This window comes from Geobacillus genomosp. 3 (genome assembly GCF_000445995.2).
GTDB lineage: Bacteria > Bacillota > Bacilli > Bacillales > Anoxybacillaceae > Geobacillus.
In genome coordinates this window covers 2396920-2422189 of record NC_022080.4, presented here as the reverse complement: position 1 = coordinate 2422189, position 25270 = coordinate 2396920, and the positions used below count along the sequence as shown (strand labels likewise).

The 25270-nt window shown below is 53.4% G+C and carries 26 protein-coding genes; 25 read left to right on the top strand and 1 reads right to left on the bottom strand.

Going from position 1 to position 25270, the window contains the following annotated elements; all coding sequences use genetic code 11:
• Nucleotides 1–74 precede the first annotated feature (74 nt).
• From hemW to deoC, 9 genes are all read left to right on the top strand, one after another.
• Nucleotides 75–1214: a radical SAM family heme chaperone HemW gene (gene hemW, locus M493_RS12085; protein ID WP_020960637.1), complete on the top strand. Its 1140-nt coding sequence runs from the start codon at nt 75–77 to the stop codon at nt 1212–1214.
• A gap of 83 nt (nt 1215–1297) precedes the next feature.
• Nucleotides 1298–2332 (top strand): heat-inducible transcriptional repressor HrcA, encoded by a 1035-nt coding sequence (hrcA, locus tag M493_RS12080; RefSeq protein WP_020960636.1) that lies wholly within the window; start codon nt 1298–1300, stop codon nt 2330–2332.
• Between the two features lie 96 nt (nt 2333–2428).
• Nucleotides 2429–3085, top strand: coding sequence for a nucleotide exchange factor GrpE (gene grpE, locus M493_RS12075; RefSeq protein WP_020960635.1), 657 nt, complete (start codon nt 2429–2431; stop codon nt 3083–3085).
• A 22-nt stretch (nt 3086–3107) separates the two neighbouring features.
• Entirely contained in the window at nt 3108–4928 is a 1821-nt protein-coding gene (dnaK, locus tag M493_RS12070; protein ID WP_020960634.1) for a molecular chaperone DnaK, read from the top strand.
• 129 nt (nt 4929–5057) lie between these two features.
• Nucleotides 5058–6203 (top strand): molecular chaperone DnaJ, encoded by a 1146-nt coding sequence (gene dnaJ, locus M493_RS12065; RefSeq protein WP_020960633.1) that lies wholly within the window; start codon nt 5058–5060, stop codon nt 6201–6203.
• A gap of 5 nt (nt 6204–6208) precedes the next feature.
• A complete protein-coding gene (prmA, locus tag M493_RS12060; protein ID WP_023817692.1) occupies nt 6209–7147 on the top strand; it encodes a 50S ribosomal protein L11 methyltransferase in 939 nt (312 codons plus the stop codon).
• A gap of 18 nt (nt 7148–7165) precedes the next feature.
• Complete coding sequence (locus M493_RS12055; RefSeq protein ID WP_020960631.1) at nt 7166–7930, top strand: 16S rRNA (uracil(1498)-N(3))-methyltransferase; 765 nt, start codon at nt 7166–7168, stop codon at nt 7928–7930.
• A 70-nt stretch (nt 7931–8000) separates the two neighbouring features.
• Nucleotides 8001–9350 carry a tRNA (N(6)-L-threonylcarbamoyladenosine(37)-C(2))-methylthiotransferase MtaB gene (mtaB, locus tag M493_RS12050; protein ID WP_020960630.1) on the top strand — a complete coding sequence of 450 codons (1350 nt, stop codon included), beginning with the start codon at nt 8001–8003 and terminating at the stop codon, nt 9348–9350.
• Nucleotides 9351–9569: 219 nt separating this feature from the next.
• Nucleotides 9570–10241: a deoxyribose-phosphate aldolase gene (gene deoC, locus M493_RS12045; protein WP_020960629.1), complete on the top strand. Its 672-nt coding sequence runs from the start codon at nt 9570–9572 to the stop codon at nt 10239–10241.
• Here the strand turns inward: deoC and M493_RS12040 are convergent.
• On the bottom strand, nt 10238–11173 hold the full coding sequence (locus M493_RS12040) for a Na/Pi symporter (protein WP_020960628.1): 936 nt from the start codon (nt 11171–11173) through the stop codon (nt 10238–10240). The two genes, deoC and M493_RS12040, sit on opposite strands and share 4 nt — an antisense overlap.
• A 180-nt stretch (nt 11174–11353) precedes the next feature.
• Between M493_RS12040 and rpsU the strand changes: the two genes are divergently transcribed.
• From rpsU to rpoD, 16 genes are all read left to right on the top strand, one after another.
• On the top strand, nt 11354–11527 hold the full coding sequence (gene rpsU / locus M493_RS12035; RefSeq protein ID WP_008879912.1) for a 30S ribosomal protein S21: 174 nt from the start codon (nt 11354–11356) through the stop codon (nt 11525–11527).
• A 29-nt stretch (nt 11528–11556) separates the two neighbouring features.
• Nucleotides 11557–12003 (top strand): GatB/YqeY domain-containing protein, encoded by a 447-nt coding sequence (locus M493_RS12030; protein WP_020960627.1) that lies wholly within the window; start codon nt 11557–11559, stop codon nt 12001–12003.
• Nucleotides 12004–12105: 102 nt separating this feature from the next.
• Complete coding sequence (gene yqfC, locus M493_RS12025; RefSeq protein WP_020960626.1) at nt 12106–12399, top strand: sporulation protein YqfC; 294 nt, start codon at nt 12106–12108, stop codon at nt 12397–12399.
• On the top strand, nt 12396–13583 hold the full coding sequence (gene yqfD, locus M493_RS12020) for a sporulation protein YqfD (protein ID WP_020960625.1): 1188 nt from the start codon (nt 12396–12398) through the stop codon (nt 13581–13583). The genes yqfC and yqfD overlap by 4 nt, the downstream gene beginning before the upstream one ends.
• 2 nt (nt 13584–13585) lie before the next feature.
• Entirely contained in the window at nt 13586–14548 is a 963-nt protein-coding gene (locus M493_RS12015; RefSeq protein WP_020960624.1) for a PhoH family protein, read from the top strand.
• 51 nt (nt 14549–14599) lie between these two features.
• Entirely contained in the window at nt 14600–16702 is a 2103-nt protein-coding gene (locus M493_RS12010) for an HD family phosphohydrolase (RefSeq protein WP_020960623.1), read from the top strand.
• Entirely contained in the window at nt 16699–17169 is a 471-nt protein-coding gene (gene ybeY / locus M493_RS12005; RefSeq protein ID WP_020960622.1) for an rRNA maturation RNase YbeY, read from the top strand. The genes M493_RS12010 and ybeY overlap by 4 nt, the downstream gene beginning before the upstream one ends.
• 3 nt (nt 17170–17172) lie before the next feature.
• Complete coding sequence (locus M493_RS12000; protein ID WP_020960621.1) at nt 17173–17526, top strand: diacylglycerol kinase family protein; 354 nt, start codon at nt 17173–17175, stop codon at nt 17524–17526.
• 122 nt (nt 17527–17648) lie between these two features.
• Nucleotides 17649–18047: a cytidine deaminase gene (locus tag M493_RS11995; protein WP_020960620.1), complete on the top strand. Its 399-nt coding sequence runs from the start codon at nt 17649–17651 to the stop codon at nt 18045–18047.
• Complete coding sequence (gene era, locus M493_RS11990; protein WP_020960619.1) at nt 18040–18948, top strand: GTPase Era; 909 nt, start codon at nt 18040–18042, stop codon at nt 18946–18948. Before M493_RS11995 ends, era begins: the two co-directional genes overlap by 8 nt.
• A gap of 101 nt (nt 18949–19049) precedes the next feature.
• Nucleotides 19050–19193, top strand: a complete 144-nt coding sequence (locus M493_RS17770) for a YqzL family protein (protein WP_020960618.1) — start codon at nt 19050–19052, stop codon at nt 19191–19193.
• Nucleotides 19194–19224: 31 nt separating this feature from the next.
• Complete coding sequence (recO, locus tag M493_RS11985) at nt 19225–20001, top strand: DNA repair protein RecO (RefSeq protein ID WP_020960617.1); 777 nt, start codon at nt 19225–19227, stop codon at nt 19999–20001.
• An 82-nt stretch (nt 20002–20083) separates the two neighbouring features.
• Nucleotides 20084–20710, top strand: a complete 627-nt coding sequence (locus tag M493_RS11980; RefSeq protein WP_256380480.1) for a helix-turn-helix transcriptional regulator — start codon at nt 20084–20086, stop codon at nt 20708–20710.
• A gap of 19 nt (nt 20711–20729) precedes the next feature.
• Nucleotides 20730–21530, top strand: coding sequence for a pyruvate, water dikinase regulatory protein (locus tag M493_RS11975; protein WP_020960615.1), 801 nt, complete (start codon nt 20730–20732; stop codon nt 21528–21530).
• A 757-nt stretch (nt 21531–22287) separates the two neighbouring features.
• Nucleotides 22288–24087 carry a DNA primase gene (gene dnaG / locus M493_RS11965; RefSeq protein WP_020960613.1) on the top strand — a complete coding sequence of 600 codons (1800 nt, stop codon included), beginning with the start codon at nt 22288–22290 and terminating at the stop codon, nt 24085–24087.
• 34 nt (nt 24088–24121) lie between these two features.
• Nucleotides 24122–25249: an RNA polymerase sigma factor RpoD gene (rpoD, locus tag M493_RS11960; protein WP_020960612.1), complete on the top strand. Its 1128-nt coding sequence runs from the start codon at nt 24122–24124 to the stop codon at nt 25247–25249.
• Nucleotides 25250–25270: the final 21 nt, after the last annotated feature.

Sequence of the window (25270 nt, the reverse complement as noted above, 5' to 3'; positions counted from 1 at the left end):
ACGCCGGCGGAAGGATGAGAGATGCCACGAGCCGTTATGCCGGCAATCCGGCTGCAGCCGAAAGGAGGATGACTATGGCAACATCAGCATATTTTCACATTCCGTTTTGCGCCCATATTTGTCATTATTGCGACTTTAACAAAGTGTTCGCCGCCGGCCAGCCGGTTGACGGTTATTTGCGGGCGATGGATCAAGAAATGGCGTGGACGGCGGCCGAGTTCGGCAGCCATCTCGAGACGCTGTTTATCGGCGGCGGCACGCCGACGGTGTTGGAGCCGGCGCAGCTCGGCCGCTTGCTTGAGAGCATCCACCGCCATTTTCAGTTTGACGCGCAAATGGCGGAGTTTACGGTCGAAGCGAACCCGGATGGGCTGACTAAAGAAAAACTTTCCATTCTCCGCGCGGCTGGGGTAAACCGGTTAAGCATCGGGGTGCAGACGTTCGATGATCAGCTTCTTCAAGCGATCGGTCGCACACACCGACGCGGCGATGCCGAGCGGGCGGTGGCCATGGCAAGGGAAGCCGGGTTTGAAAATATCAGCCTCGATCTCATGTACGGGCTTCCCGGGCAGACGTTTGAACAGTTTCTTGCCGATTTGGAAACGGCATTTTCGCTTCATGTGCCGCATCTTTCTGCCTATTCGCTCATTCTTGAGCCGAAAACGATCTTTTACAATGAGTGGCGAAAAGGCCGCCTTTACCTTCCGGGGGAGGAGGCAGAAGCGGCGATGTATGAAGCGGCAATGGAACGAACGACAGCCCGCGGTTATCGGCAATACGAAATTAGCAACTACGCGTTCCAAGGATTTGAAAGCCGGCACAATTTCGTGTACTGGAACAATGAAGAGTATTACGGCATCGGTGCCGGGGCACACAGCTACGTTGATGGAGTGCGGCGCGCCAATATCGGTCCGGTCCGCCATTACATCGAGAAGGTGGAACGCGGCGAATGGCCGCACCGCGACGTACACCGCTTGACCGTCCGCGAACAGATGGAGGAGGAAATGTTTTTAGGATTGCGCAAGACGGAAGGAGTGTCCAAGGCCTGCTTCCAGCAAAAGTTTGGCTGTGAGATGAACGACGTGTTTGGCGAGGCGATCCGTCGTGAAATCGAAAACGGACGCCTTGAGGAGACGGCGACCCACGTCCGCTTGACAAAGCGCGGCAAGCTGCTCGGCAATGAAGTGTTCGCCGCCTTTCTCGGCGAAATGTAAACATTGACATTTGCCGAGCGATTTGCTACCCTAATAGTAGAATTAGCACTCGAAATGTTTGAGTGCTAACAGAGGTGAGAAACGTGTTAACGGACCGTCAACTGCTGATTTTGCAGGTGATTATCGACGACTTCATTCGTTCCGGGCAGCCTGTCGGTTCGCGGACGTTATCAAAAAAGCATCAAATCGCGTTCAGCTCGGCGACCATTCGCAATGAAATGGCGGATTTGGAAGAGCTGGGCTATATCGAAAAAACGCACATTTCCTCGGGACGCGTGCCGTCGGAGAAAGGATACCGCTATTATGTTGACCATTTGTTGCCTCCGCAGCGGTTGACAAGGGCAGATATTCAAAAAATCCGCTCTGTGTTCGCCGAGCGCATATATGAGTTAGAGAAGCTGGTGCAAAAATCGGCACAAATTTTATCTGACTTGACCAATTATACGTCGATCGCCCTCGGTCCGGCGTTTAAAGAAAACAAGTTGAAACGGATGCAAATCATTCCGCTCAACGAACAGACGGCTGTTGCCATCGTTGTGACCGATACAGGCCACGTCGAAAACCGGGTGGTGACGATTCCGGCTGCGGTTAACGCCAGCGATCTCGAAAAAATGGTCAACATTTTAAACGAACGGTTGAACGGTGTTCCCCTTATTGACTTGAAGGAAAAAATCGACAGGGAAGTGGCCGATGTGCTGAGCCGGCATATTAGAAATTATGACAGCATGCTCAATACGCTGATCGATACGATCGGTGCCCCCGAAGAGGAAAAAATGTTTTTCGCCGGCAAGGCGAACATGCTCAATCAGCCGGAATTCAGCGACATCCAAAAAGTGCGCCCGCTTCTGAACATCATCGAGCAGGAAAAGGATATTTACCGCCTGCTGCGAAAGCAGAGTCGAAAAGGGGTGCAAGTGTCAATCGGGCGGGAAAATGAACTGAGCGGCATGGAAAACTGCAGCCTGATTACGGCCACATATTCAGTCGGCGATGCGCCGCTTGGGACGATTGCGATTCTCGGCCCGACGCGCATGGAATATTCGCGCGTGATCACCGTCTTAAACCGCGTTGCCTCCGATTTGTCGGCGGCGTTGGCAAAATGGTATCAAAATCAGTAAGAATGGCCATATTGGTTAACGGATGGATGCACAGTCCATCCTTTCCTTGTGGCCATTGGTACATAAATGATGAGCCCTGTTGGGGAGGTGAAAGCAATGGAGCAAGGAGAAAAACAAATGACTGAACAAGCTACATACAACGAACCTGAAATGGAGCAGCCGGTTTCGTCGGAAGAGGCGGTTCTACAGCCGGAAGGCGAAGCGGATGCTGCCGGGTCGGTTGGCGGGGAGCCAGAGCCGGTCTCTGGGGCAACCGGATCTGCTGAGGAGGTGCAAGCCGAGGCGGGGGAGCTCGCGGCCGCCAAAGCGCAAGTGGCGGAGCTCGAAGCCAAGTTGGCTGAGATGGAAAACCGCTATCTCCGCCTGTATGCTGATTTTGAAAATTTCCGCCGCCGGACACGCCAAGAGATGGAAGCGGCTGAAAAATACCGCGCCCAAAGTTTGGCGAGCGATTTGCTTCCGGTGCTTGACAACTTTGAGCGCGCCTTGAAAATAGAGACGGAAAATGAACAAGCCAAATCGATTTTGCAAGGGATGGAAATGGTGTACCGTTCGCTCCTTGACGCGTTGAAAAAAGAAGGCGTCGAGGCGATTGAAGCGGTCGGGAAGCCGTTTGACCCCCATTTGCATCAAGCGGTCATGCAGACGGATGAAGGCGGCTACGAGCCGAATACAGTGGTCGAGGAATTCCAAAAGGGCTATAAGTTAAAGGATCGCATTCTCCGTCCTGCGATGGTCAAGGTAAGCCAATAACGGAAATGGAGGGTGATGAGCGATGAGCAAAATTATCGGCATTGACTTAGGGACGACAAACTCTTGCGTCGCCGTGTTAGAAGGCGGCGAAGCCAAAGTCATTCCAAACCCGGAAGGAAACCGCACAACCCCATCGGTTGTAGCGTTTAAAAACGGTGAGCGTTTAGTCGGTGAGGTCGCCAAACGGCAGGCGATCACGAATCCGAACACGATTATCTCGATTAAGCGCCACATGGGGACGGATTACAAAGTTGACATCGAAGGGAAGCAATATACGCCGCAGGAAATTTCGGCGATCATTTTGCAATACTTGAAGTCGTACGCCGAAGATTATTTGGGAGAGCCGGTGACACGCGCCGTCATCACCGTCCCGGCGTACTTTAACGATGCCCAGCGCCAGGCGACGAAAGATGCCGGACGCATCGCCGGGCTTGAAGTTGAGCGCATCATCAACGAGCCGACGGCGGCCGCTCTCGCTTACGGTCTTGACAAAGAGGAGGATCAAACGATTCTCGTCTATGACTTGGGCGGTGGGACGTTTGACGTTTCCATTTTGGAGCTTGGCGACGGCGTCTTTGAAGTGAAAGCGACTGCCGGGGATAACCATTTGGGCGGCGATGACTTCGACCAAGTGATCATCGATTATTTGGTCAGCCAGTTCAAACAAGAGCATGGCATCGACTTATCGAAAGATAAAATGGCGCTTCAGCGCTTGAAAGATGCAGCTGAAAAGGCGAAAAAAGAACTGTCGGGCGTCACGCAGACGCAAATTTCGCTGCCGTTCATCAGCGCGAACGAAAACGGCCCGCTCCATTTGGAGACAACGCTCACCAGGGCGAAATTTGAAGAGCTGTCCGCCCACCTCGTCGAACGGACGATGGGGCCGGTTCGCCAAGCGCTGCAAGATGCTGGCATGACGCCGGCTGATATTGACAAAGTGATTTTAGTCGGCGGTTCGACGCGCATTCCGGCTGTCCAAGAGGCGATTAAGCGCGAGCTTGGGAAAGAGCCGCACAAAGGCGTCAACCCGGATGAAGTCGTCGCCATCGGTGCGGCGATTCAAGGCGGGGTCATTGCCGGTGAAGTGAAAGATGTTGTCTTGCTTGATGTTACCCCGCTGTCGCTTGGCATTGAGACGATGGGCGGCGTGTTCACGAAATTAATCGAACGGAATACGACCATTCCGACGAGCAAATCGCAAGTGTTCACCACGGCCGCCGACAACCAAACGACAGTAGACATCCATGTGCTGCAAGGGGAGCGCCCGATGGCGGCGGACAACAAAACGCTCGGCCGCTTCCAGCTGACCGGCATCCCGCCGGCGCCGCGCGGCGTGCCGCAAATTGAAGTGACGTTTGACATTGACGCCAACGGCATCGTCCATGTGCGCGCCAAAGACTTGGGCACGAACAAAGAGCAATCGATTACGATTAAATCGTCGTCTGGCCTGTCGGAAGAAGAAATTCAGCGCATGGTCAAAGAGGCGGAGGAAAACGCCGAAGCCGACCGGAAGCGGAAGGAAGCGGCCGAGCTGCGCAATGAAGCCGACCAGCTCATCTTTACAACTGAAAAAACGGTGAAAGAGCTTGAAGGGAAAGTGAGCGCTGATGAAATCAAAAAAGCGCAAGATGCGAAAGATGCGTTGAAAGCGGCGCTCGAGAAAAACGACCTTGATGATATCCGCAAGAAAAAAGACGCGCTGCAAGAGGCGGTGCAGCAACTGTCGATCAAGCTGTATGAGCAAGCGGCGAAACAGGCGCAAGAGGCCGGGGCACAAGCTGGCGCCGCCAACCGGGACAATGTCGTTGATGCCGAATTTGAAGAAGTGAAGGACGACAAATAATGGTGCAAACAGTCAAAGTCAGGCCTGCCTTGGCTTTGACTTTTTTTCTAGCATTCCCATGTTGCCATAAAGTCAAGGGGAATGATAAAATAACCTTTATGTGAGTGAATCGGGAGTGGATGATCAACGATGGCGAAGCGCGATTACTACGAAGTTCTCGGCGTCAGTAAAACCGCGACGAAAGACGAGATTAAAAAAGCGTATCGAAAGCTTTCGAAGCAGTATCATCCAGACATTAATAAAGCGCCGGACGCCGCGGAGAAGTTTAAAGAGATTAAAGAAGCGTATGAAGTGTTAAGCGATGATGAAAAGCGGGCCCGCTACGACCGGTTCGGCCATACCGACCCGAACGAGGCGTTCGGGGGCGGCTTCCAAGGCGGCGGGTTTGATTTTGGCGGTTTCGGCGGTTTTGGCGGCTTTGAAGATATTTTTGAGACGTTTTTTGGCGGCGGTTCACGCCGGCGGGCGAGCGGGCCGCGCAAAGGGGCCGACGTGGAATATATGATGACGCTCACGTTTGAGGAAGCAGCGTTCGGGAAAGAAACGGAAATTGAAGTGCCGCATGAAGAGCTGTGTGACACATGCCACGGCAACGGCACCAAACCGGGAACAAGCCCGCAATCGTGTCCGCATTGCGGCGGCAGCGGACAAGTGACAAGTGAACAGGCGACGCCGTTTGGCCGCATCGTCAACCGCCGAACGTGCCCGGTTTGCGGCGGCACGGGGCGCTATATTCCAGAAAAATGTTCGACGTGCGGCGGCACGGGGCGCGTCAAACAGCGAAAAAAAATTCATGTCAAAATTCCGGCTGGCGTCGACGACGGCCAGCAGCTGCGCGTTGCCGGCAAAGGGGAGCCGGGGGTCAACGGCGGGCCGCCGGGGGATTTATACATCGTTTTTCGCGTTGAACCACATGAGTTTTTCAAACGTGATGGCGATGATATTTATTGTGAAGTGCCGCTTTCGTTTGCCCAAGCGGCGCTCGGCGATGAAATTGAGGTGCCGACGCTCCACGGTGATGTAAAGCTGAAAATTCCGGCCGGTACGCAAACGGGCACGCGCTTCCGCTTAAAAGGAAAAGGAGTGCCGAACGTGCACGGCTACGGTCAAGGCGACCAACACGTCGTCGTCCGCGTCGTCACGCCGACGAAGCTGACAGAGAAACAAAAGCAGCTGCTGCGCGAGTTCGATCGGCTCGGCGGAGAAACAATGCATGACGGGCCGCACGGCCGGTTTTTTGAGAAAGTAAAAAAGGCGTTTAAAGGAGAAGCGTGAGCGCGATGAAATGGTCAGAAATCAGCATCCATACGACGCATGAGGCGGTCGAGGCGATTTCAAACATTTTGCATGAAGCGGGTGCCGGCGGCGTTGTCATCGAAGATCCGTACGATCTCGTGAAAGACCGCGACGACTGGTATGGCGAAATCGTCGAGCTCAATCCGGACGATTATCCGGAAGAAGGGGTCATCATTAAAGCGTATTTGCCGGTCAATAGTTTTCTTGGCGAAACGGTGGAACAAATTAAGCAGGCGATTAACAATTTATGGCTATATGATATTGACCTTGGCAAAAATAACATTACGTTGAGCGAAGTGAATGAGGAAGAATGGGCGACGGCGTGGAAAAAACATTACCATCCGGTGAAAGTATCGGAAAAGTTTACAATCGTGCCGACATGGGAAACATATGAGCCGGCTTCCGGCGATGAGCTGATCATCGAAATGGATCCAGGCATGGCGTTTGGCACCGGCACCCACCCGACGACAGTCATGTGCCTGCAGGCGCTCGAAAAATATGTGCGCCCCGGCGATGACGTCATTGACGTCGGCACCGGATCCGGCATTTTGAGCATTGCCGCCGCCATGCTTGGCGCCGGATCAGTGCGGGCGCTCGACTTAGATCCGGTGGCAGTCGACAGCGCGCGGCTGAACGTCAAGCTCAATAAAGTGCAGTCTATCGTCACGGTGGCGCAAAACAATTTGCTTGACCATATTGACGAGCCGGCTGATGTCATCGTCGCCAACATTTTGGCGGAAATCATTTTGCGCTTCGCTTCCGACGCCTTCCGGCTGTTGAAGCCGGGCGGCCGCTTTATCACGTCCGGCATCATCCAGGCGAAAAAACAGGATGTCAAAGACGGGCTGCTTGCCGCCGGGTTTGTCATCGAAGAAGTTGTTGCGATGGAAGACTGGGTGGCGTTTGTCGCCATCAAACCGTAAGCAAAGAAGGGATGTTTGGTGCAGCGCTATTTCGTTTCCGATCGGGAGCGTCAAGGCGAAAACGTCGTCATCAGCGGCGATGACGCCCATCATATCGTCCGCGTCATGCGCATGAAGCCGGAAGACGCCATCGCCTGCGTTTTTCCGAACGGGCGCACGGCGGTGTGCACGATTGAACAAATTGCCAATGAGCATGTGCGCGCCCGTATTGTACAATGGAAAGAAGAGGAGCGCGAACTGCCGGTGCGCATTTATATCGCCCAAGGGTTGCCAAAAGGCGAAAAATGGGAGCTTGTCATCCAGAAAGGAACCGAGCTCGGAGCCGCCGGCTTTCTTCCGTTTATGGCCGCCCGCTCGATTGTTAAATGGGATGCCAAAAAAGCGGAGAAAAAAGTGGAACGTTGGGGGAAAATTGCGAAAGAGGCGGCCGAACAGGCGGAACGCACGTTGCTGCCAAAAGTGTGGGCGCCGCTTTCACTCAAGGAATTGATCGCTTTCGGGGAAACGGTTGATAACCGGCTGTTTGCCTATGAAGAGGAGGGGCGCGGAGGGCGGCACGCCTCGCTTCCGGCGCTTCTGGCCGGCCTTAAGCCGGGCGGCTCGCTGCTGGCCGTTTTTGGGCCGGAAGGCGGGTTCAGTCCGGAGGAGGCCGAGCGTCTTCAACAAAGCGGTTTTTCTCCGTGCAGCCTTGGCCCGCGCATTTTGCGGACGGAAACGGCGCCGCTGTACTTGCTTTCAGCTGTTTCGTACGAATGGGAGCTGCGTCGGAAAGAACGGGAGTGAAGCCGTTTGGTTATATCAAAATCAAGCCATTCGCTGACAGTCAGCGATGGTGCGGAGTGAGGTGAAGAACATGCCAACAGTGGCTTTCCATACATTGGGCTGCAAAGTCAATCATTATGAAACAGAAGCGATTTGGCAGCTGTTTAAAAAGGCTGGTTATGAACGGAAAGAGTTTGAAAGTCGTGCCGACGTGTATGTGATCAACACATGCACAGTGACCAATACGGGCGACAAAAAAAGCCGCCAAGTCATCCGCCGCGCGGTGCGCCGCAATCCGGACGCCGTCGTCTGCGTGACCGGCTGTTATGCGCAAACATCGCCGGCCGAGGTGATGGCGATTCCCGGCGTCGATATTGTGATCGGCACGCAAGACCGTCATAAAATTTTAGAATATGTCGGGCAATTTCAGCGTGAACGCCAGCCGATCAATGCGGTCCACAACATTATGAAAACGCGCGTGTTCGAAGAGATGGACGTGCCGGCGTTCACCGATCGGACGCGGGCGTCGCTGAAAATTCAAGAAGGGTGCAACAACTTTTGCACGTTTTGCATCATCCCATGGGCGCGCGGCTTAATGCGTTCGCGCGATCCGCAAGAAATCATCCGCCAGGCGCGCCAGCTCGTCGCCGCCGGCTATAAGGAAATCGTGTTGACCGGCATTCATACGGGCGGCTATGGCACCGATCTAAAAGACTACAACTTTGCCGCGCTGCTTAGCGATTTGGACGAGCAAGTGCCGGGACTGAAACGGATCCGCATCTCGTCGATTGAGGCAAGCCAAATTACTGATGAAGTGATCGATGTGTTGAAGCGTTCGGACAAAATCGTCCGCCATTTGCACATTCCGCTTCAATCCGGGTCCAACACCGTGCTCAAGCGGATGCGCCGCAAATATACGGTGGAATTTTTTGCTGAGCGGCTCGCCCGGTTGCGCGAAGTGTTTCCGGAACTCGCCGTAACGTCTGATGTCATTGTCGGCTTCCCGGGCGAAACGGAAGAGGAATTTATGGAGACGTACAACTTTATCCGCGAACAGCGGTTCTCTGAACTGCACGTTTTCCCATATTCGAAGCGGACCGGCACACCGGCGGCCCGCATGCCGGACCAAATCGATGAGGAGACGAAACATGACCGCGTCCGCCGTTTGATCGCCCTATCCGATCAGCTGGCAAAAGAATACGCTTCCCGGTTTGAAGGGCAAGTGCTCGAAGTCATTCCGGAAGAGCACGACAAGGAAGAGCCGGGGATGTATATCGGCTATACGGACAACTATTTGAAAGTGCGCTTCCCGGCAACCGAAAAGATGATCGGCGAACTGGTGAAAGTGAAAATCACGAAAGCGGGCTATCCGTATAATGAAGGCGAGTTTGTCCGCATTGTGCCGGAGGAGGCCATGCGCTCGCTAAAAGTCAGCTCATAACCATCCACATCATCGGGTAGGACGAAGTGCAACGCCTCATAAAACCCAGCCGTTAGGCTGGGTTTTTCGCTTTTTGGCATGGAGCTGCCTCGGGCTAAAAAGCTTACGGAAACGGGAGAGAATATAGATGACGGCTAGTTTTTGTCGCAGGGACATGGTATGATGGTAGACGTCAGACCTTTCAATTTTTGCAGCAACGGAAGAAAGGAGCGGTTTTCCATGACGGCGGATATCGCCAAAATGATCGACCATACGCTGCTGAAACCAGAAGCGACGGAAGAACAGATTATTCAATTATGCCAAGAAGCAAAGCAATATGGCTTCGCTTCCGTGTGCGTCAACCCGGCGTGGGTGAAAACGGCGGCACAAGAGCTTTCCGGCACCGATGTCCGCGTTTGCACGGTCATCGGCTTCCCGCTTGGGGCGACAACGCCGGAAACGAAAGCGTTTGAAACGAACAACGCCATCGAAAACGGCGCGCGTGAAGTCGATATGGTGATCAATATCGGCGCGTTAAAAAGCGGCGCTGACGAGCTTGTTGAGCGCGACATTCGCGCGGTCGTCGAGGCGGCGGACGGGAAGGCGCTTGTGAAAGTGATTATCGAAACGGCCTTGTTGACCGACGATGAAAAAGTGCGCGCTTGCCAATTGGCAGTGAAAGCGGGCGCTGACTATGTGAAAACATCGACTGGATTCTCGGGCGGCGGAGCGACAGTCGAGGACGTGGTGCTCATGCGCCGGACAGTCGGCGACAAAGTAGGCGTCAAAGCCTCCGGCGGCGTCCGCGATCGGAAAACAGCGGAAACGATGATGGAAGCCGGGGCGACGCGCATCGGGACGAGCTCCGGGGTGGCGATCGTCAGCGGCCGAACTGGCGGCAATGGCTATTAAGTCCGTCTGCGGGTGTGCAAAAACAACATAGCTGTTTCAATGGCGCTGACAAACGGCAAGGCGGCGACAGAACAAATGACGTTAAACAGGACGCTTACATGGGCGAGCTGCACGTCGGGCGCGGAACTGAGCATGGCCGCGAAACGGGCGAGCGGCTCGGTCCAAAAAAGAAATACGGCCACGCCGGTGACGTTCAGCCATAAATGGGTGTAGGCCGTTAACTGCGCTTCTTTGCTTGAACCGATCGAGGCGAGCAGCCCGGTAATGCACGTGCCGATGTTGGCGCCAAGCAATATCGCGATGGCGGCTGGAAGCGTCAACAACTGTTCGGTTAAAAAGCCCATGGCGATGCCGATTGTCGCTGCGCTTGAATGAACGAGGGCGGTCAAGACGATGCCAACAAGGAGGCCGACCGTCGTTGAACGGTTTGTCTGCTGCAGCCAATCATCAACGAGCGGATAGGCGGCCAGCGGTTTAGCGAGGCTGCTGAAGCCGTCCATGGCGAACAGCAAGGCGGCAAGGCCGACGGCAATCATCCCGATGCTGTAAATGAGGCGGTGACGCCCGATCAAGACGAGCAGCGCGCCGCCGAGAAGAAGCGAAATGGCGCCATCGCCGATATCGAGGGTCATGAGCTCGGTCGTGACCGTTGAACCGATATTGCTGCCTAAAATGATGCCGATCGACTGCCGGAACGATAAATAGCCGGTGGCGACGAGACCGACGGTCATCACCATCACCGCCGAGCTGCTTTGCACAAGCGCGGTCGTCGCCAAGCCGGCGAGAAACGCTTGCCATGGTGTGGCGGTAAAGCGCATGAGCCATCGCTTCAGCCGATGGCCGGACAAAGTGTAAAACCCGGCTTTCATCATGAACATGCCGATCAAAAAAATGGCGGTGTAAATGGCAAACAGCATCAAAAGCGGCCCCACGGACGATCTCCCCTTTCATCTTATATGTATGGGCCTTGTCCGCGGGCGATGACCGTTTTTTGAAGGAGAGCGGGACAGGACGGGGCGGCCAAGCTTTTTTTATTGACCTTTTCCATCGGCATGTATTATAATTGACAAGTACAATATGCAATGGTTGTTGTTCGGAGGGAGGGAAGCAGGATGTCCAAAACGATCGTTCGCAAAAATGAGTCGATCGACGACGCTCTTCGTCGCTTTAAACGTGCCGTTTCGAAAACCGGTACTTTGCAAGAAGTGAGAAAGCGCGAATTTTATGAAAAGCCAAGCGTCAGACGGAAGAAAAAATCTGAAGCGGCTAGAAAGCGCAAGCACTAAGAGCACGGATCAAAGAGGGTGTATAATCGGTGAGTCTTCTCGATCGTTTGAATGACGATATGAAGCAGGCGATGAAAAACAAGGAGAAAGAAAAGCTGTCCGTTCTGCGCATGTTGAAAGCGGCGCTGCAAAACGAAGCGATCAAGCTCGGCAAAAGCCCGCTGTCAGAAGACGAAGAGCTGACGGTTCTTTCTCGTGAACTGAAGCAGCGTAAAGACTCCCTCCAAGAATTTGAAAACGCTGGCCGTTCAGATCTTGTCGAAAAAGCGAAAACTGAAATTGAAATCGTTCAATCGTATATGCCAAAGCCGCTGTCAGAGGATGAGCTGCGCGAACTGATCCAACAGACGATCAAGGAAGTCGGCGCTTCTTCGAAGGCGGATATGGGAAAAGTCATGAGTGCGATCATGCCGAAAGTGAAAGGAAAAGCGGACGGTTCGCTCGTCAATAAATTAGTCCAACAACAGCTTTCATAAAACACGATGGGCCTTGCCGGCAGGCGGGCCTGCTGTTTTTGAAAAGCGGTGCTAGAACCCCCTTTTGTCTCATACATATGAGATGAAAGGGGGTTCTTTTTAATGGTGAAAAAGTGGCGCCAGCAGATGAAGCGGTGGATGGCGGAAAAGCTCGAGCTTCCCGCTGACATCATGATGGACCTGCCCCGCATTACGATGGTGGGGCAAATCCATATTTACATCGAAAACCACCGCGGGCTGCTTGCGTTCAGCGATAAAGAGCTCCGCCTTTTGCTGCGGAACGGTCAGCTGCTTGTCCGCGGCGAACAATTTGTTATTAAAACGATTTTGCCGGAAGAAATTTTGTTGGAGGGAAAAATCAGCCAAGTCGTTTATATAGAGGAGGAAAAAAGATGAAAAACGAATGGGTCGACACGCTCGCCGGCAGCGTGCGGGTCAAGGCGGAAGGCAAAGGGACGGAACGGTTGATCAACGCCTGTGTGCGCAACGGCATCGCTGTATGGAACGTGAAAAAGCATAGCGGGGATACCGTGACGTTTTTCATTAAGCTCAGCGATGTGAAACGGCTGCGCCATATCGCCCGGCAAAGCGAATGCAAGCTTTCGTTTGTCGGGAGAACCGGACTGCCGTTTTTTTGGCGTCGTGCGTGGCGAAACAGCGGCTTTTGGCTCGGCTTGCTCGCTTTTATGGCCATCATGTTTTTGCTGTCCAACATCGTTTGGAACATTGACATCGAAGGCGCGACCCCAGAGACAGAACATCAAATTTCCCGCGAACTGAAACGAATGGGAGTCGAACGCGGCGCGTTCCAATTTTTGCTTGATGATCCAGAAACAATGCAAAAAAAGCTAACGGAACGCATCCACGACATCACGTGGATCGGTGTTCAATGGGAGGGAACATCGCTTCACTTCCGCGTTGTCGAAAAAGAGATTCCGGAACCGAAACAGCCGGCGCCCCCACGCCATTTAGTCGCGAAAAAAGAGGCGGTGGTGGCTGATTTATTCGTTGAGGAAGGACAACCGCTCGTTTCCGTCAACGATTACGTACAAAAGGGTCAATTGCTCGTTTCCGGCATTATCGGAGCCGAAGGGCGGACGAAATTTGTGCCGGCCACCGGGAAAGTATTTGGCGAAACATGGTACAAGTCTACCGTTGTCCTGCCGCTTGAGACGACGTTTCATGTGTTGACCGGCGAGTTCACCGAGCATCATTATATCGGTTTTGGCCGCTTTTCCCTTCCGGTTTGGGGATGGAAGAAGCCGCCGTTTGCCCACACGATCATCAAGAAGGAAAAACGACCGTTCCGCTTTTGGAAATGGGACTTGCCGTTTTACTACGAGCGCGTCACCATCCGCGAGGCGGAAGTGGTGAAGCGGAGCTATACATGGGAGGAAGCGTTCGCAGAAGCGAAAAAAATCGCCCGCCGCGAATTGCGGGCCAAGCTGCCGGAGGAGGCGGCCATTCGCGGCGAAAAAGTTTTGCATCAGAGGAAAGAGAGTGGTAAAGTAAGGGTAGAATTGCATTACGAAGTCATCGAAAATATTGCCGTACCACAACCAATCGTTCAAGGAGATTGAGAATGTCGGAGCAGTTTGTTACGATCAGCCAACATGTGCGCAATCAGCAGGAAGCGGCGGCGCTCTTTGGTGTCCATGACGCCCATTTAAAGCGAATCGAAGAGGAGCTCGGCGTATCAATTGTGACGCGCGGGGAGACGGTCAACGTCTCCGGTACGCCGCAGCAAGTCCAGCTTGTTGACGAGCTGTTGCGCCATTTGTTGATCGTCATCCGCAAAGGGGTGGCGGTCAGTGAGCGCGACATCATTTACGCCGTTCAGCTGGCGAAAAAAGGGGCGCTTGACGGCCTTGTTCAGCTGTATGACGAGGAGATTACGAAAAACGCCAAAGGAAAGCCGATTCGCGTCAAAACGTTAGGCCAGCGCTATTATGTTGCGGCGATTGAACAGCACGACTTGACGTTCGGCATCGGGCCGGCCGGCACCGGGAAAACATACTTGGCTGTCGTCATGGCGGTAAAGGCGCTGAAAAATGGCAGCGTCAAACGCATCATTTTAACCCGTCCGGCTGTCGAGGCGGGGGAGAGCCTCGGTTTTTTGCCCGGCGACTTGAAAGAGAAAGTCGACCCGTATTTGCGCCCGCTGTACGACGCGTTAAACGACGTGCTCGGGGCAGAGTATGTGCAGCGGCTCATTGAGCGCGGCACGATTGAAATCGCCCCGCTCGCCTACATGCGAGGCCGGACGCTCGAGGATGCTTTTGTCATTCTTGATGAAGCGCAAAATACGACGCCGGCGCAAATGAAGATGTTTTTAACCCGGCTCGGTTTCGGATCGAAAATGGTCATTACGGGCGACATTTCGCAAGTCGATTTGCCGAAAGGGGTTGAATCGGGGCTTGCGGCCGCCAAACGCATTTTGGCGTCCATTAGCGGCATCGCCTTCGTATTTTTAGAGCAGTCTGACGTTGTCCGCCATCCGCTTGTGGCGAAAATTATTGACGCCTACGATGAGGCCGGCTTATAGAAAAAAGATCCGGAGCGCATGGTCTTTTCTTGAAAAGCGAGGGGAAAACCGGTGGGAAGGCTTCGTTTTTTTCTTGAGCGGACAAAAGATGTCCGCTTCGTCCGCTTTTGGTTGTTTTTGTTTTTGGTTGTGCTGTTGTTTGCCGTCCTGTACTGGCAAGTGAAGCCGCGCCAATATGAGCTGCGCCTGTTTGATGTCGCCAAAGAAACGATCCGTTCGCCGGTGACGGTGGAGGATAAGGAGGCGACAGCGAGGCTGAAAGAAGAGGCAGCCGCCAAAGTAGCGGACGTTTACACGTTGAAAAAAGAATATGCCGAAAACCGCGTCGATCTTCTTTCCTCGCTGTTTGCCGCCATCGAGAGTGTGCAGCATGAGGCGGGATCGGATCGCTCGCCCGGCGATTTGGCGGCTAAGCTTGAAGAGCGGCTGCCGCCGGAGTGGCTCGCCCATTTGTCTGCCGAAGAATGGCAGCGGTTGCTAAACGCTGCTCCCGATGAGCTCGAGACGGCGAAAGAGGCGGCGTTGACGGCCGTGCACGCGGCCATGAGCGAACGTATTTCCCAAGCTGAGCTTGACGAGGCGCGCGCGAAGGCGGCGAAAGAGCTTGAATACGCAGCGCTGTCGCCGACGCTTCGCGAAACGGTTGCCAAGCTGTGCCGACGGGCGATTATTCCGAACGTCGTGTACGACCGGACGGCGACTGAAGAAAAACGGCGGCAGGCGATGGATGAAGTGAAGCCGGTGAAAATTTTGCAAGGACAAGTGATCGTCGAAGAGGGGCAGTTTATTACGAGCGACATTTATCATCGGCTTGAGCTTGTCGGGCTGCTCAGCGGTGGGCGCCCGCTATGGCCGGCGGCCGGATTGTTTTTGTTCGTGCTGCTCTTGCTTTCGCCGCTCGTTTACTATTTCCGTCCCGAAACGACAAATGAAAAGCTGTCGCTTTATACGGCTATTTTCACATTTATGATGGCGGTGATGGTGCTGATCCGTCTTCTGCCGTCCGGCGGCGCTGTTTCGGTCGGCTACCTCGTTCCGGCGGCGTTCGGTCCAATGCTCGTCCGCGTGCTGCTCGGCGAACGGCTGGCGATAATGACAGCGGTCATCGGGGCGGTGTGCGGCAGCCTGCTGTTCAATGAGGAAATTGGAGCGACCGGTGTGGTGTCCGTGTCCTTGGCCGTCTATTTGCTTGCCGGCGGCTTGGCCGGAACGTTTTGTCTGCCAAAGGAGCTGGCAAAGACGAAAATTTGGCGGGCCGGCGTGCTCGTCGCTACCGTCAATATCGTCTCGCTCCTTTCGCTGTTGCTGTTAAAAAATGGCCGCTATTCGTTGATGGAGCTCACTCTCTTTGTCATCATGGCGGCGGCTTCGGGCATTTTTTCCGCCATTTTGACGATCGGGCTGCTGCCGGTGTTGGAGACGACGTTCGGCATTTTGTCGCCGCTCCGGCTCATAGAGTTGTCCAACCCGAACCACCCGCTGCTGCGGAAATTGTTGACCGAGGCGCCGGGCACGTACCATCATAGCGTCATGGTCGCCAATTTGGCTGAGGCGGCGTGCGAGGCGATTGGCGCCGACGGCTTGTTGGCGCGCGTCGCCTGTTATTACCATGACATTGGCAAGACGAAACGGCCGCGTTATTTCATTGAAAACCAAATGGGCGGCAATCCGCATGACCATTTGTCGCCGCAATTGAGCAAAAATATTATTATCGCCCATGTCGCCGACGGCGTTGCCTTGCTTCGCAAACACCGGCTGCCGAAGGAGATTGTCGACATCGCCGAACAACATCATGGCACGACGTTGCTCAAGTACTTTTACCATAAGGCACGCGAGCAAACCGAATTTGTTTCCGAGGCGGAGTTTCGCTATCCCGGTCCGAAGCCGCAGACGAAAGAAGCGGCGGTCATCAATATTGCCGACAGCGTCGAAGCGGCCGTTCGCTCGTTAGCCAATCCATCGCAAGAAAAAATTGAAAAAATCGTCCGGGCGATTATCGCTGACCGTCTGCAAGACAACCAGCTGAACGAGTGCGACATTACGTTGAAAGAGCTGGAAGTGGTTGCCCGTTCGCTTTGTGAGACGTTAAACGGCGTCTTTCATTCGCGCATCGAATATCCGGAAGTACGAAAGGAAAAGGTGAAGCATGCATGACGATTCAAATCGACTTTATCGATGAGACGAACGAAGTAACAGCCGAGCAAATGGAGACGCTCGAGCGGCTTATTTGTGAAGCGGCGGCTGTTGAGAACGTGCCGGAGGGGGCGGAAGTAAGCGTTTCGTTCGTTGACAACGAACGCATTCGCGTGATGAACCGCGATTACCGAGGCAAAGATGCCCCGACGGACGTACTGTCGTTCGCCCTTGAAGAGGAGGGGGAAGGCGAAGTTGACATCATTGGCGCCGATGTGCCGCCGGTGCTCGGTGATATTGTCATCTCCATTCCGAAGGCGAAAGAGCAGGCCGCAGAATACGGGCACTCATTCATGCGCGAGCTCGGATTTTTGGCCGTGCACGGTTTTTTGCACTTGCTTGGCTATGACCACGAGACGGAAGAGGAGGAGCGGGTCATGTTTGCCAAGCAGGAGGAAATATTGACGCAGTTCGGGTTGACGAGATAAGCCATGCGCGGCGTACGGGAACGGGATCGTTTCGCTTGGGCTTGGGCGGGAATGAAGGCGGCGGTGAAGGAGGAAGCGCATTTGCGCTTTCACTTGGCGGCCGCCGTTGTTGCCTTTGCGGTCGGCGGCATCGTTGGATTGTCGCGGTGGGAGTGGATCGTGCTGCTGCTAACAGCCGGCGCAGTCATCACGCTTGAGCTCGTCAATACGGCCGTTGAGCGCACCGTCGACCTAGTGACAGAGGAGTTTCATCCGCTGGCGAAAGCGGCGAAAGATATCGCCGCTGCGGCTGTGCTCGTGGCCGCCGGACTGGCTGTCATCATCGGGGGGCTGCTGTTTTGGCCGCATCTTCGCTAAACGAACGAGAAAGAAAATTCTAATTTTTCTGTTACATTTTCGTTTCAGATGATGAAATTTGTAGCGTTTTTTTGTAAAATAAAAGAAAGCAGCGTTTGCTTTCAGGAAAGGAAGAGTTATTCGTGGAGATCGAGCAGCTCATTGCCGAAGCGAAAAAAGCGCGCGAACTCGCCTACGTGCCTTACTCAAAGTTTAAAGTTGGCGCCGCGCTGTTAACGAAAGACGGCAGCGTGTACCGCGGCTGTAACATTGAGAACGCTGCCTACAGCATGTGCAATTGTGCGGAACGAACCGCGCTGTTTAAGGCGTATTCGGAAGGGGAGAAGGAGTTTGCCGCCCTCGCAGTCATTGCAGACACCCCCCGTCCGGTGCCGCCGTGCGGCGCATGCCGCCAAGTGATCGCCGAACTTTGCCCCGGCGATATGAAAGTGATTTTGGCCAACTTAAACGGCGATGTCAAAGTCATGACCGTTGACGAATTACTGCCGGAAGCTTTTGCAGCGGAGGATATGCATGAATAAAGAAGGATACAAATCGGGATTTGTTGCCATTATCGGAAGACCGAACGTAGGAAAATCGACGTTTTTAAACCGCGTTATCGGGCAAAAGATCGCCATTATGAGCGACAAGCCGCAAACGACGCGCAATAAAATTCAAGGTGTTTATACGGATGATGACGCGCAAATCATTTTCATCGACACCCCCGGGGTGCATAAACCGAAGCATAAGCTCGGCGACTTTATGATGAAAGTGGCGCTCAATGCGCTGCGCGAAGTCGATTTGGTTTTGTTTATGGTCAATGCGGAGGAAGGGTTCGGGCGCGGCGAGGCGTTTATTATCGAGCGGTTGAACGAAGTCCATACTCCGGTGTTTTTGGTCATCAATAAAATCGACCGCGTCCACCCGGATGAACTGCTGCCGCTCATTGACCGGTACAAAGACTTGTACCCTTTTGCCGAGATCGTGCCAATTTCGGCGCTTGAAGGGAACAATGTCGAACGTCTGCTGGAGCAAATTAAACAGCGGTTGCCGGAAGGGCCGCAATATTATCCGCCGGATCAGATTACCGACCATCCGGAACAGTTTATCATCGCTGAGCTCATTCGCGAGAAAGCGCTTCACTTAACGCGTGAGGAGGTTCCGCATTCGATTGCTGTCGTTGTCGAACGCATCGAGCGGCGCGAGGAGACAGGCACGGTATACGTCGGCGCTGTTATCGTTGTTGAGCGCGATTCGCAAAAAGGGATTATCATCGGCAAACAAGGCCGGATGCTGAAGGAAATCGGGCAGCGGGCGCGCGCTGACATTGAGGCGCTGCTTGGGTCAAGAGTGTTTTTGGAGCTGTGGGTAAAGGTGCAAAAAGATTGGCGCAACCGTCTTGCGCAGCTGCGCGATTTTGGTTTTCGCGAAGACGAGTATTGACGGCTAGAAAATTTTACGCGACATAAACCATTTTTGCCCGAGCCAACCTATAGGTAGACCACCAATACGCAATGCCTGCAGGCGGAAAGAGGTGTCATTCCATGCTTGAGTTTACGTGGAAGTTGTTTAGCCAAACAGGCAATATTGATACGTACCTGCTGTTTAAAGAGCTGGAACGGGAACAACGGTTTGGCGGTGAGGAACAAAACGCCGAACAGGAAGAAATCGACCAGCCGATCTCCTAGTATCGTTGTTGGCTGAAGCGGTGGTGATGGGATGTTTGAGAAGTGCGAAGCGATCGTCATGCGGACGGTCGATTACGGTGAGACAAATAAAATTGTCACATTGTTTACACGAGAATGGGGAAAGGTGGCTGTGATGGCACGGGGAGCGAAAAAGCCAAGCAGCCGCCTTTCTGCTGTTACGCAGCCGCTCGCTTACGGCCATTATTTGATCCGCCGCAGCCGCGGCGTTGGCCTTCTTCACCAAGGGGAGCTGATTGACTCGATGCGGGCGCTGCGGGAGGATTTGTTTGCTGCCGCGTATGCGGCGTATATTGTTGAGCTCACCGATAAAGGTACGGAGGAACAAAAGCGCAATCCATACTTGTTCGAGCTGCTGCTGCAAACATTACAATATATGAGCGAAGGTCGCGATTTAGAGATTATGACCTTTATTTATGAAATGAAAATGCTTCCGGTGCTCGGTATCCCGCCTGTGCTCGACCGCTGTGCCCGCTGTGGGGCAACGGAAGGGCGCTTCTCGTTTTCGGTTAAGGAAGCAGGCTTCCTTTGCCATCGCTGCGAGGCGGCCGATCCGCACCAGATTCCGCTTTCGCCGGCCTCGGCCCGGCTGTTGCGCCTGTTTTACCACATTGACCTCGCCCGGCTTGGATCCATTTCGGTCAAAGAAGGTACAAAAGCGGAATTGAGGGCTGTATTATCCAGTTATTATGATGAATATGCCGGCCTATCGCTGAAGGCAAAGCGTTTTTTAGAACAAATCGCCAAGTTGGGGGACAAGCTTGATTCAAGCGGCCGACATGAGACCTGATTTTCCCTGTAAACGCGGCATGTAGTATAATATGAACGAGAGTAATAGCGTATGGGACCTTTTTGCAAGGTGGTGAGCGACGATCGAACTGAATAAACGCCAGGAGCAAATTTTGCAAATTGTGAAAGACTATGGGCCGATCACCGGAGAGAGTATTGCCGAGAAGCTGAACTTGACGCGGGCGACACTTCGGCCCGATCTGGCCATTTTGACGATGGCCGGCTATTTGGAGGCACGGCCGCGCGTCGGCTATTTTTATACCGGAAAAACGGGCACGCAGCTGTTGGCCGATAAAATTAAAAAGATGAAAGTTGAAGATTATCAATCGATTCCGGTCGTCGTCAACGAAAACATGAGCGTCTACGATGCGATCGTTACGATGTTTCTGGAAGATGTGGGCACGCTGTTTGTCGTCGATGACGAGTCGCTTCTTGTCGGCGTTTTGTCGCGCAAAGATTTGTTGCGCGCGAGCATCGGCAAACAAGAACTGACGGCGATTCCGGTCAATATTATTATGACAAGAATGCCGAACATCGCTGTTTGTTATAAGGACGATCCGCTCATTGACGTGGCCGAGCAGCTGATCGAAAAGCAAATCGATGCCATGCCGGTCGTGCGCAAAACGGAAAAAGGCTATGAAGTGGTCGGCCGTATTACGAAAACGAATATGACGAAAGCATTTGTTTCGTTAGCGAAAGATGATGTATGAGCCAAAAAGGAGGAGACACATGAATCAGCGCCTCGTTTACGTCGTATCCGATTCGGGCGGGGAGACGGCTGAGCTTGTTGTTAAAGCGGCAGCCAGCCAGTTTTACGCCTCGCCGGTTCAAGTAAAACGCGTCCCATACGTAGAGGACAAAACAACGTTAGCCGAAGTGGTCGCATTGGCGAAAATGAACCAAGCCATTATCGCCTTTACGCTCGTTGTCCCGGAGATGAGGGAATTTTTGCTCGCCGAGGCGGCGCGCGAAGGGGTGGTCGCTTACGATATCATCGGTCCGCTCATTGAAAAGATGAGCGACTTGTTCCAGCTGAAGCCAAGGTATGAACCGGGTCAAGTACGCGTGCTTGACGAAGACTATTTCAAAAAAATCGAAGCGATTGAATTCGCCGTGAAGTACGATGATGGCCGCGACCCGCGGGGCATTTTGCGCGCTGATATCGTGTTGATCGGCGTGTCGCGCACATCGAAAACGCCGCTGTCGCAATATTTGGCACATAAGCGGCTGAAGGTAGCGAACGTGCCGATTGTTCCGGAAGTCGAACCGCCCGAACAGCTGTTCCAAGTCGGCCCAAGCAAATGTTTCGGCTTGAAAATCAGCCCGGACAAGTTGCTGTCGATCCGCCGCGAGCGCCTGAAATCGCTCGGCTTGAACGATCAAGCCATTTATGCAAACATGGATCGCATTAAAGAGGAACTCGCCTATTTTGACGGGGTGGTGAAAAAAATCGGCTGCGATGTCATTGACGTCACGAATAAAGCTGTTGAAGAAACGGCGAGTATTATTATAAAAAAGTTAAAGCGTTAATGCTGCGTTATGGTTTGCGCGTTGTCCGCACGGTTTCCTAATGGGAACGGTGCGTTTTTTTATGGCATATTGTCACAGCTTATATTATAATAAAAAATTGTGAGAAAAATGCCCCATATAGGTTTAGAGCGGTCATGAGACGAGTAAACTATTTATAGCTGCTTGTCAAGAGTTGCAAAAAAAAGTTTTTCGACAAAAAATGTCGACCGTTCGGAAAAAAAGAAGGATTTTTTAGAACGGTGTAGAATAATAGGGGGTGTAAAGCCATCCCTTGCCGCAAAAGCGGGTTTGTGTACTGCAACAAAGTGCCAAGAAAAAAGTGAAATTTTCTTTCCGGTGCTGAAATATAATATACCGAGTGCGTCTTCGAACGGGACCGCCGCCATGGGCTCCTACATAGGAAGCGAAGCGAGGAGGCAGCAGAAGGCACGGCGTTCAACCTTTGATTTGGAGGCAAGGGGGAAGGCGAAACAGAGATATTGAAAAAATTTGTCGAAACCAACAGGAAAATGGGCTTGCCGCCGAGAATAAGTAAGAACAGGCATGATGAAGCCCCACGGTTTCAACCGCTGGAATGAAAATATGGGGAAACAATCAAAGGCGTTCTCGAGCCTGCAGGGGGTTAGGCATCGGATAGATGGTTGCCTGTAAAGCTCTTGGGGAATACGGGTCACTGTCGAGCGAAGACATGGAAAAAGCTCTGTAGTACACAAGAACCCCATGACTTTAGTCGTTAGGAAGTTCAGGGGGGATTCATATGGGACATCGCATTCCCGAAGAAACGATTGAAGCGATTCGCCGCAGCATCGATATCGTTGATGTGGTCGGTGAATATGTTCAACTGAAAAAGCAAGGCCGCAACTATTTTGGCTTATGCCCATTTCACGGGGAAAAAACGCCATCGTTTTCCGTTTCCCCAGAGAAGCAAATTTTCCACTGCTTCGGCTGCGGAGCAGGGGGGAATGCCTTTACGTTTTTAATGGATATGGAGGGCATTCCGTTTGTGGAAGCGGCGAAACGTCTTGCGGCTAAGGCAGGTATCGACCTGTCCGCCTATCAGTTGAATGTTCGCGGGCATGATGACGGCCAAAACGGCGAGGTCAAGGCGATGATTGAGGCGCACACCTTGCTGAAACGTTTTTACCACCATTTACTTGTCTATACAAAAGAAGGACAAGCGGCGCTTGATTACTTGCAGGCGCGCGGATGGACGAAGGAGACGATTGACCGGTTTGAAATCGGTTATGCGCCGGATGCGCCCGATGCAGCGGTCCGGCTTCTCGACAGCCATTCCTTTTCGCTTCCGGTGATGGAAAAGGCGGGCTTAGTAACGAAAAAAGAAGACGAACGGTATGTCGACCGCTTTCGCAATCGGATCATGTTTCCAATCCATGATCACCGCGGTGAGACGGTTGGGTTTTCCGGCCGCCTGCTTGACGAGGGGCAGCCGAAATACGTTAACAGCCCGGAAACGCCGATTTTTCATAAAGGAACGCTTTTATATCACTTTCATGAGGCGCGGGTGCCGATCCGCAAGCGGCAGGAAGCGTTGCTGCTTGAAGGGTTTGCCGATGTGATTTCCGCCGTCCAGGCCGGCATTGATTATGCGGTGGCAACGATGGGCACGTCGTTGACCGAGGAGCAGGCGCGCATTTTGCGCCGTCATGCCGAAACGGTCACGATTTGCTACGACGGCGACAACGCCGGAACGGAAGCTGCCTGGCGCGCCGCCGAACAACTGAGCGCGCTCGGATGCCACGTCAAGGTGGCATCCATCCTGAACGGCCTTGACCCGGATGAATATATACGCGTTTACGGCAAGGAACGGTTTGCCGGAGAAATCGCTGCCGCCCAGCCGCTCATGGCGTTTAAAATGACCTATTTGCGGCGGGGAAAAAATTTGCAGCGCGAAGGCGACCGGCTTCGTTATATTGAAGAAGTGCTCCGTGAGATCGGCAAACTGCCGAGTCCTGTCGAAAAAGATTATTACGTACGCCAACTCGCAGATGAGTTTTCTTTGTCGCTTTCCGCTCTCAATGAGCAGCTGTCCCGCTACAAGCACGAAAAGCCGAAGCAGCGGGAGGCGGCGGCCAGCGAAAAGGCGCCGCGGCCGACGCTGGCGAAAAAGCTGCTGCCGGCTTTCCAAAACGCGGAGCGGCTGCTGCTTGCCCATATGATGCGAAGCCGCGATGTGGCGCTCATCGTTCAAGAGCGGGTCGGCGGACGGTTTAACATCGAAGAGCATCGGGCATTAGCTGCTTATATTTATGCCTTTTATGAAGAAGGGCATGAAGCCGACCTTGGTGCACTCATGTTCCGGCTTCCCGGCGAACTGCAGCCGCTGGCGAGTGAGCTGTCGCTTTTGTTGGTGAGCGATGATGTTTCCGAACAAGAGCTCGCCGATTATATGAAGCATGTGTTGAATCACCCGAAATGGTTAATGCTAAAGGAAAAAGAGCAAGAAAAAACCGAAGCGGAGCGAAGAAAAGACTTTTTGGCTGCCGCTCGCATCGCCAAAGAAATGATTGAAATGAAAAAAATGTTATCTTCTTCATAACATGGTGGTATGAGTTTTTAAAGGAGGTAATGAAATGGCTGAAAAACCAGCCCAATCAAAGCAGGTGGAAGCTGCTGGCGATACGCTTGAGCAAGTGAAAGAGCAGCTCGCCGAGCTCGGCAAAAAACGCGGCATCCTCACGTACGAGGAAATCGCCGAGCGGCTCTCCGGCTTTGACTTGGACTCCGATCAGATGGATGAATATTACGAATACCTCGCTGACCAAGGCATTGAAGTGATCAGCGAATCCGACATCGAGACCGATCCGGATATCGACGAGCTGGTGAAAGAGGAAGAGTTCGACTTAAACGATTTGTCCGTCCCCCCTGGCGTGAAGATTAACGACCCGGTGCGCATGTACTTAAAAGAAATTGGCCGCGTTCCGCTTTTATCGGCGGAAGAAGAAATCGAGCTGGCCAAACGGATTGAGCAGGGCGACGAAGAAGCGAAACGCCGGCTGACAGAAGCGAACCTCCGCCTTGTTGTCAGCATCGCCAAACGGTATGTCGGCCGTGGCATGCTCTTCCTCGATCTCATTCAGGAAGGAAACATGGGCTTGATCAAGGCGGTTGAAAAATTTGACTACCGCAAGGGCTACAAATTCAGCACGTACGCGACATGGTGGATTCGCCAAGCTATTACGCGGGCGATCGCCGATCAGGCGCGGACGATCCGCATCCCGGTTCATATGGTCGAGACGATCAATAAATTGATCCGCGTCCAGCGGCAGCTGCTCCAAGACCTCGGGCGCGAACCAACACCGGAAGAAATCGCCGAAGAAATGGATTTGACCCCGGAGAAAGTGCGGGAAATTTTGAAAATCGCTCAAGAACCAGTGTCGCTTGAGACGCCGATCGGCGAGGAAGACGACTCGCATCTTGGCGATTTCATCGAAGACCAAGAGGCGACGTCGCCGTCGGAACACGCCGCTTACGAGCTGTTGAAAGAGCAGCTCGAAGATGTGCTTGATACGCTGACGGATCGCGAGGAAAACGTGCTCCGCCTTCGCTTCGGGCTCGATGACGGCCGGACGCGGACATTGGAAGAAGTCGGGAAAGTATTTGGCGTGACGCGCGAACGAATTCGCCAAATCGAAGCCAAGGCGCTGCGCAAACTGCGCCATCCAAGCCGCAGCAAACGGTTGAAAGACTTTTTGGAATGACCGTCTTTTGGTAGTTTACTT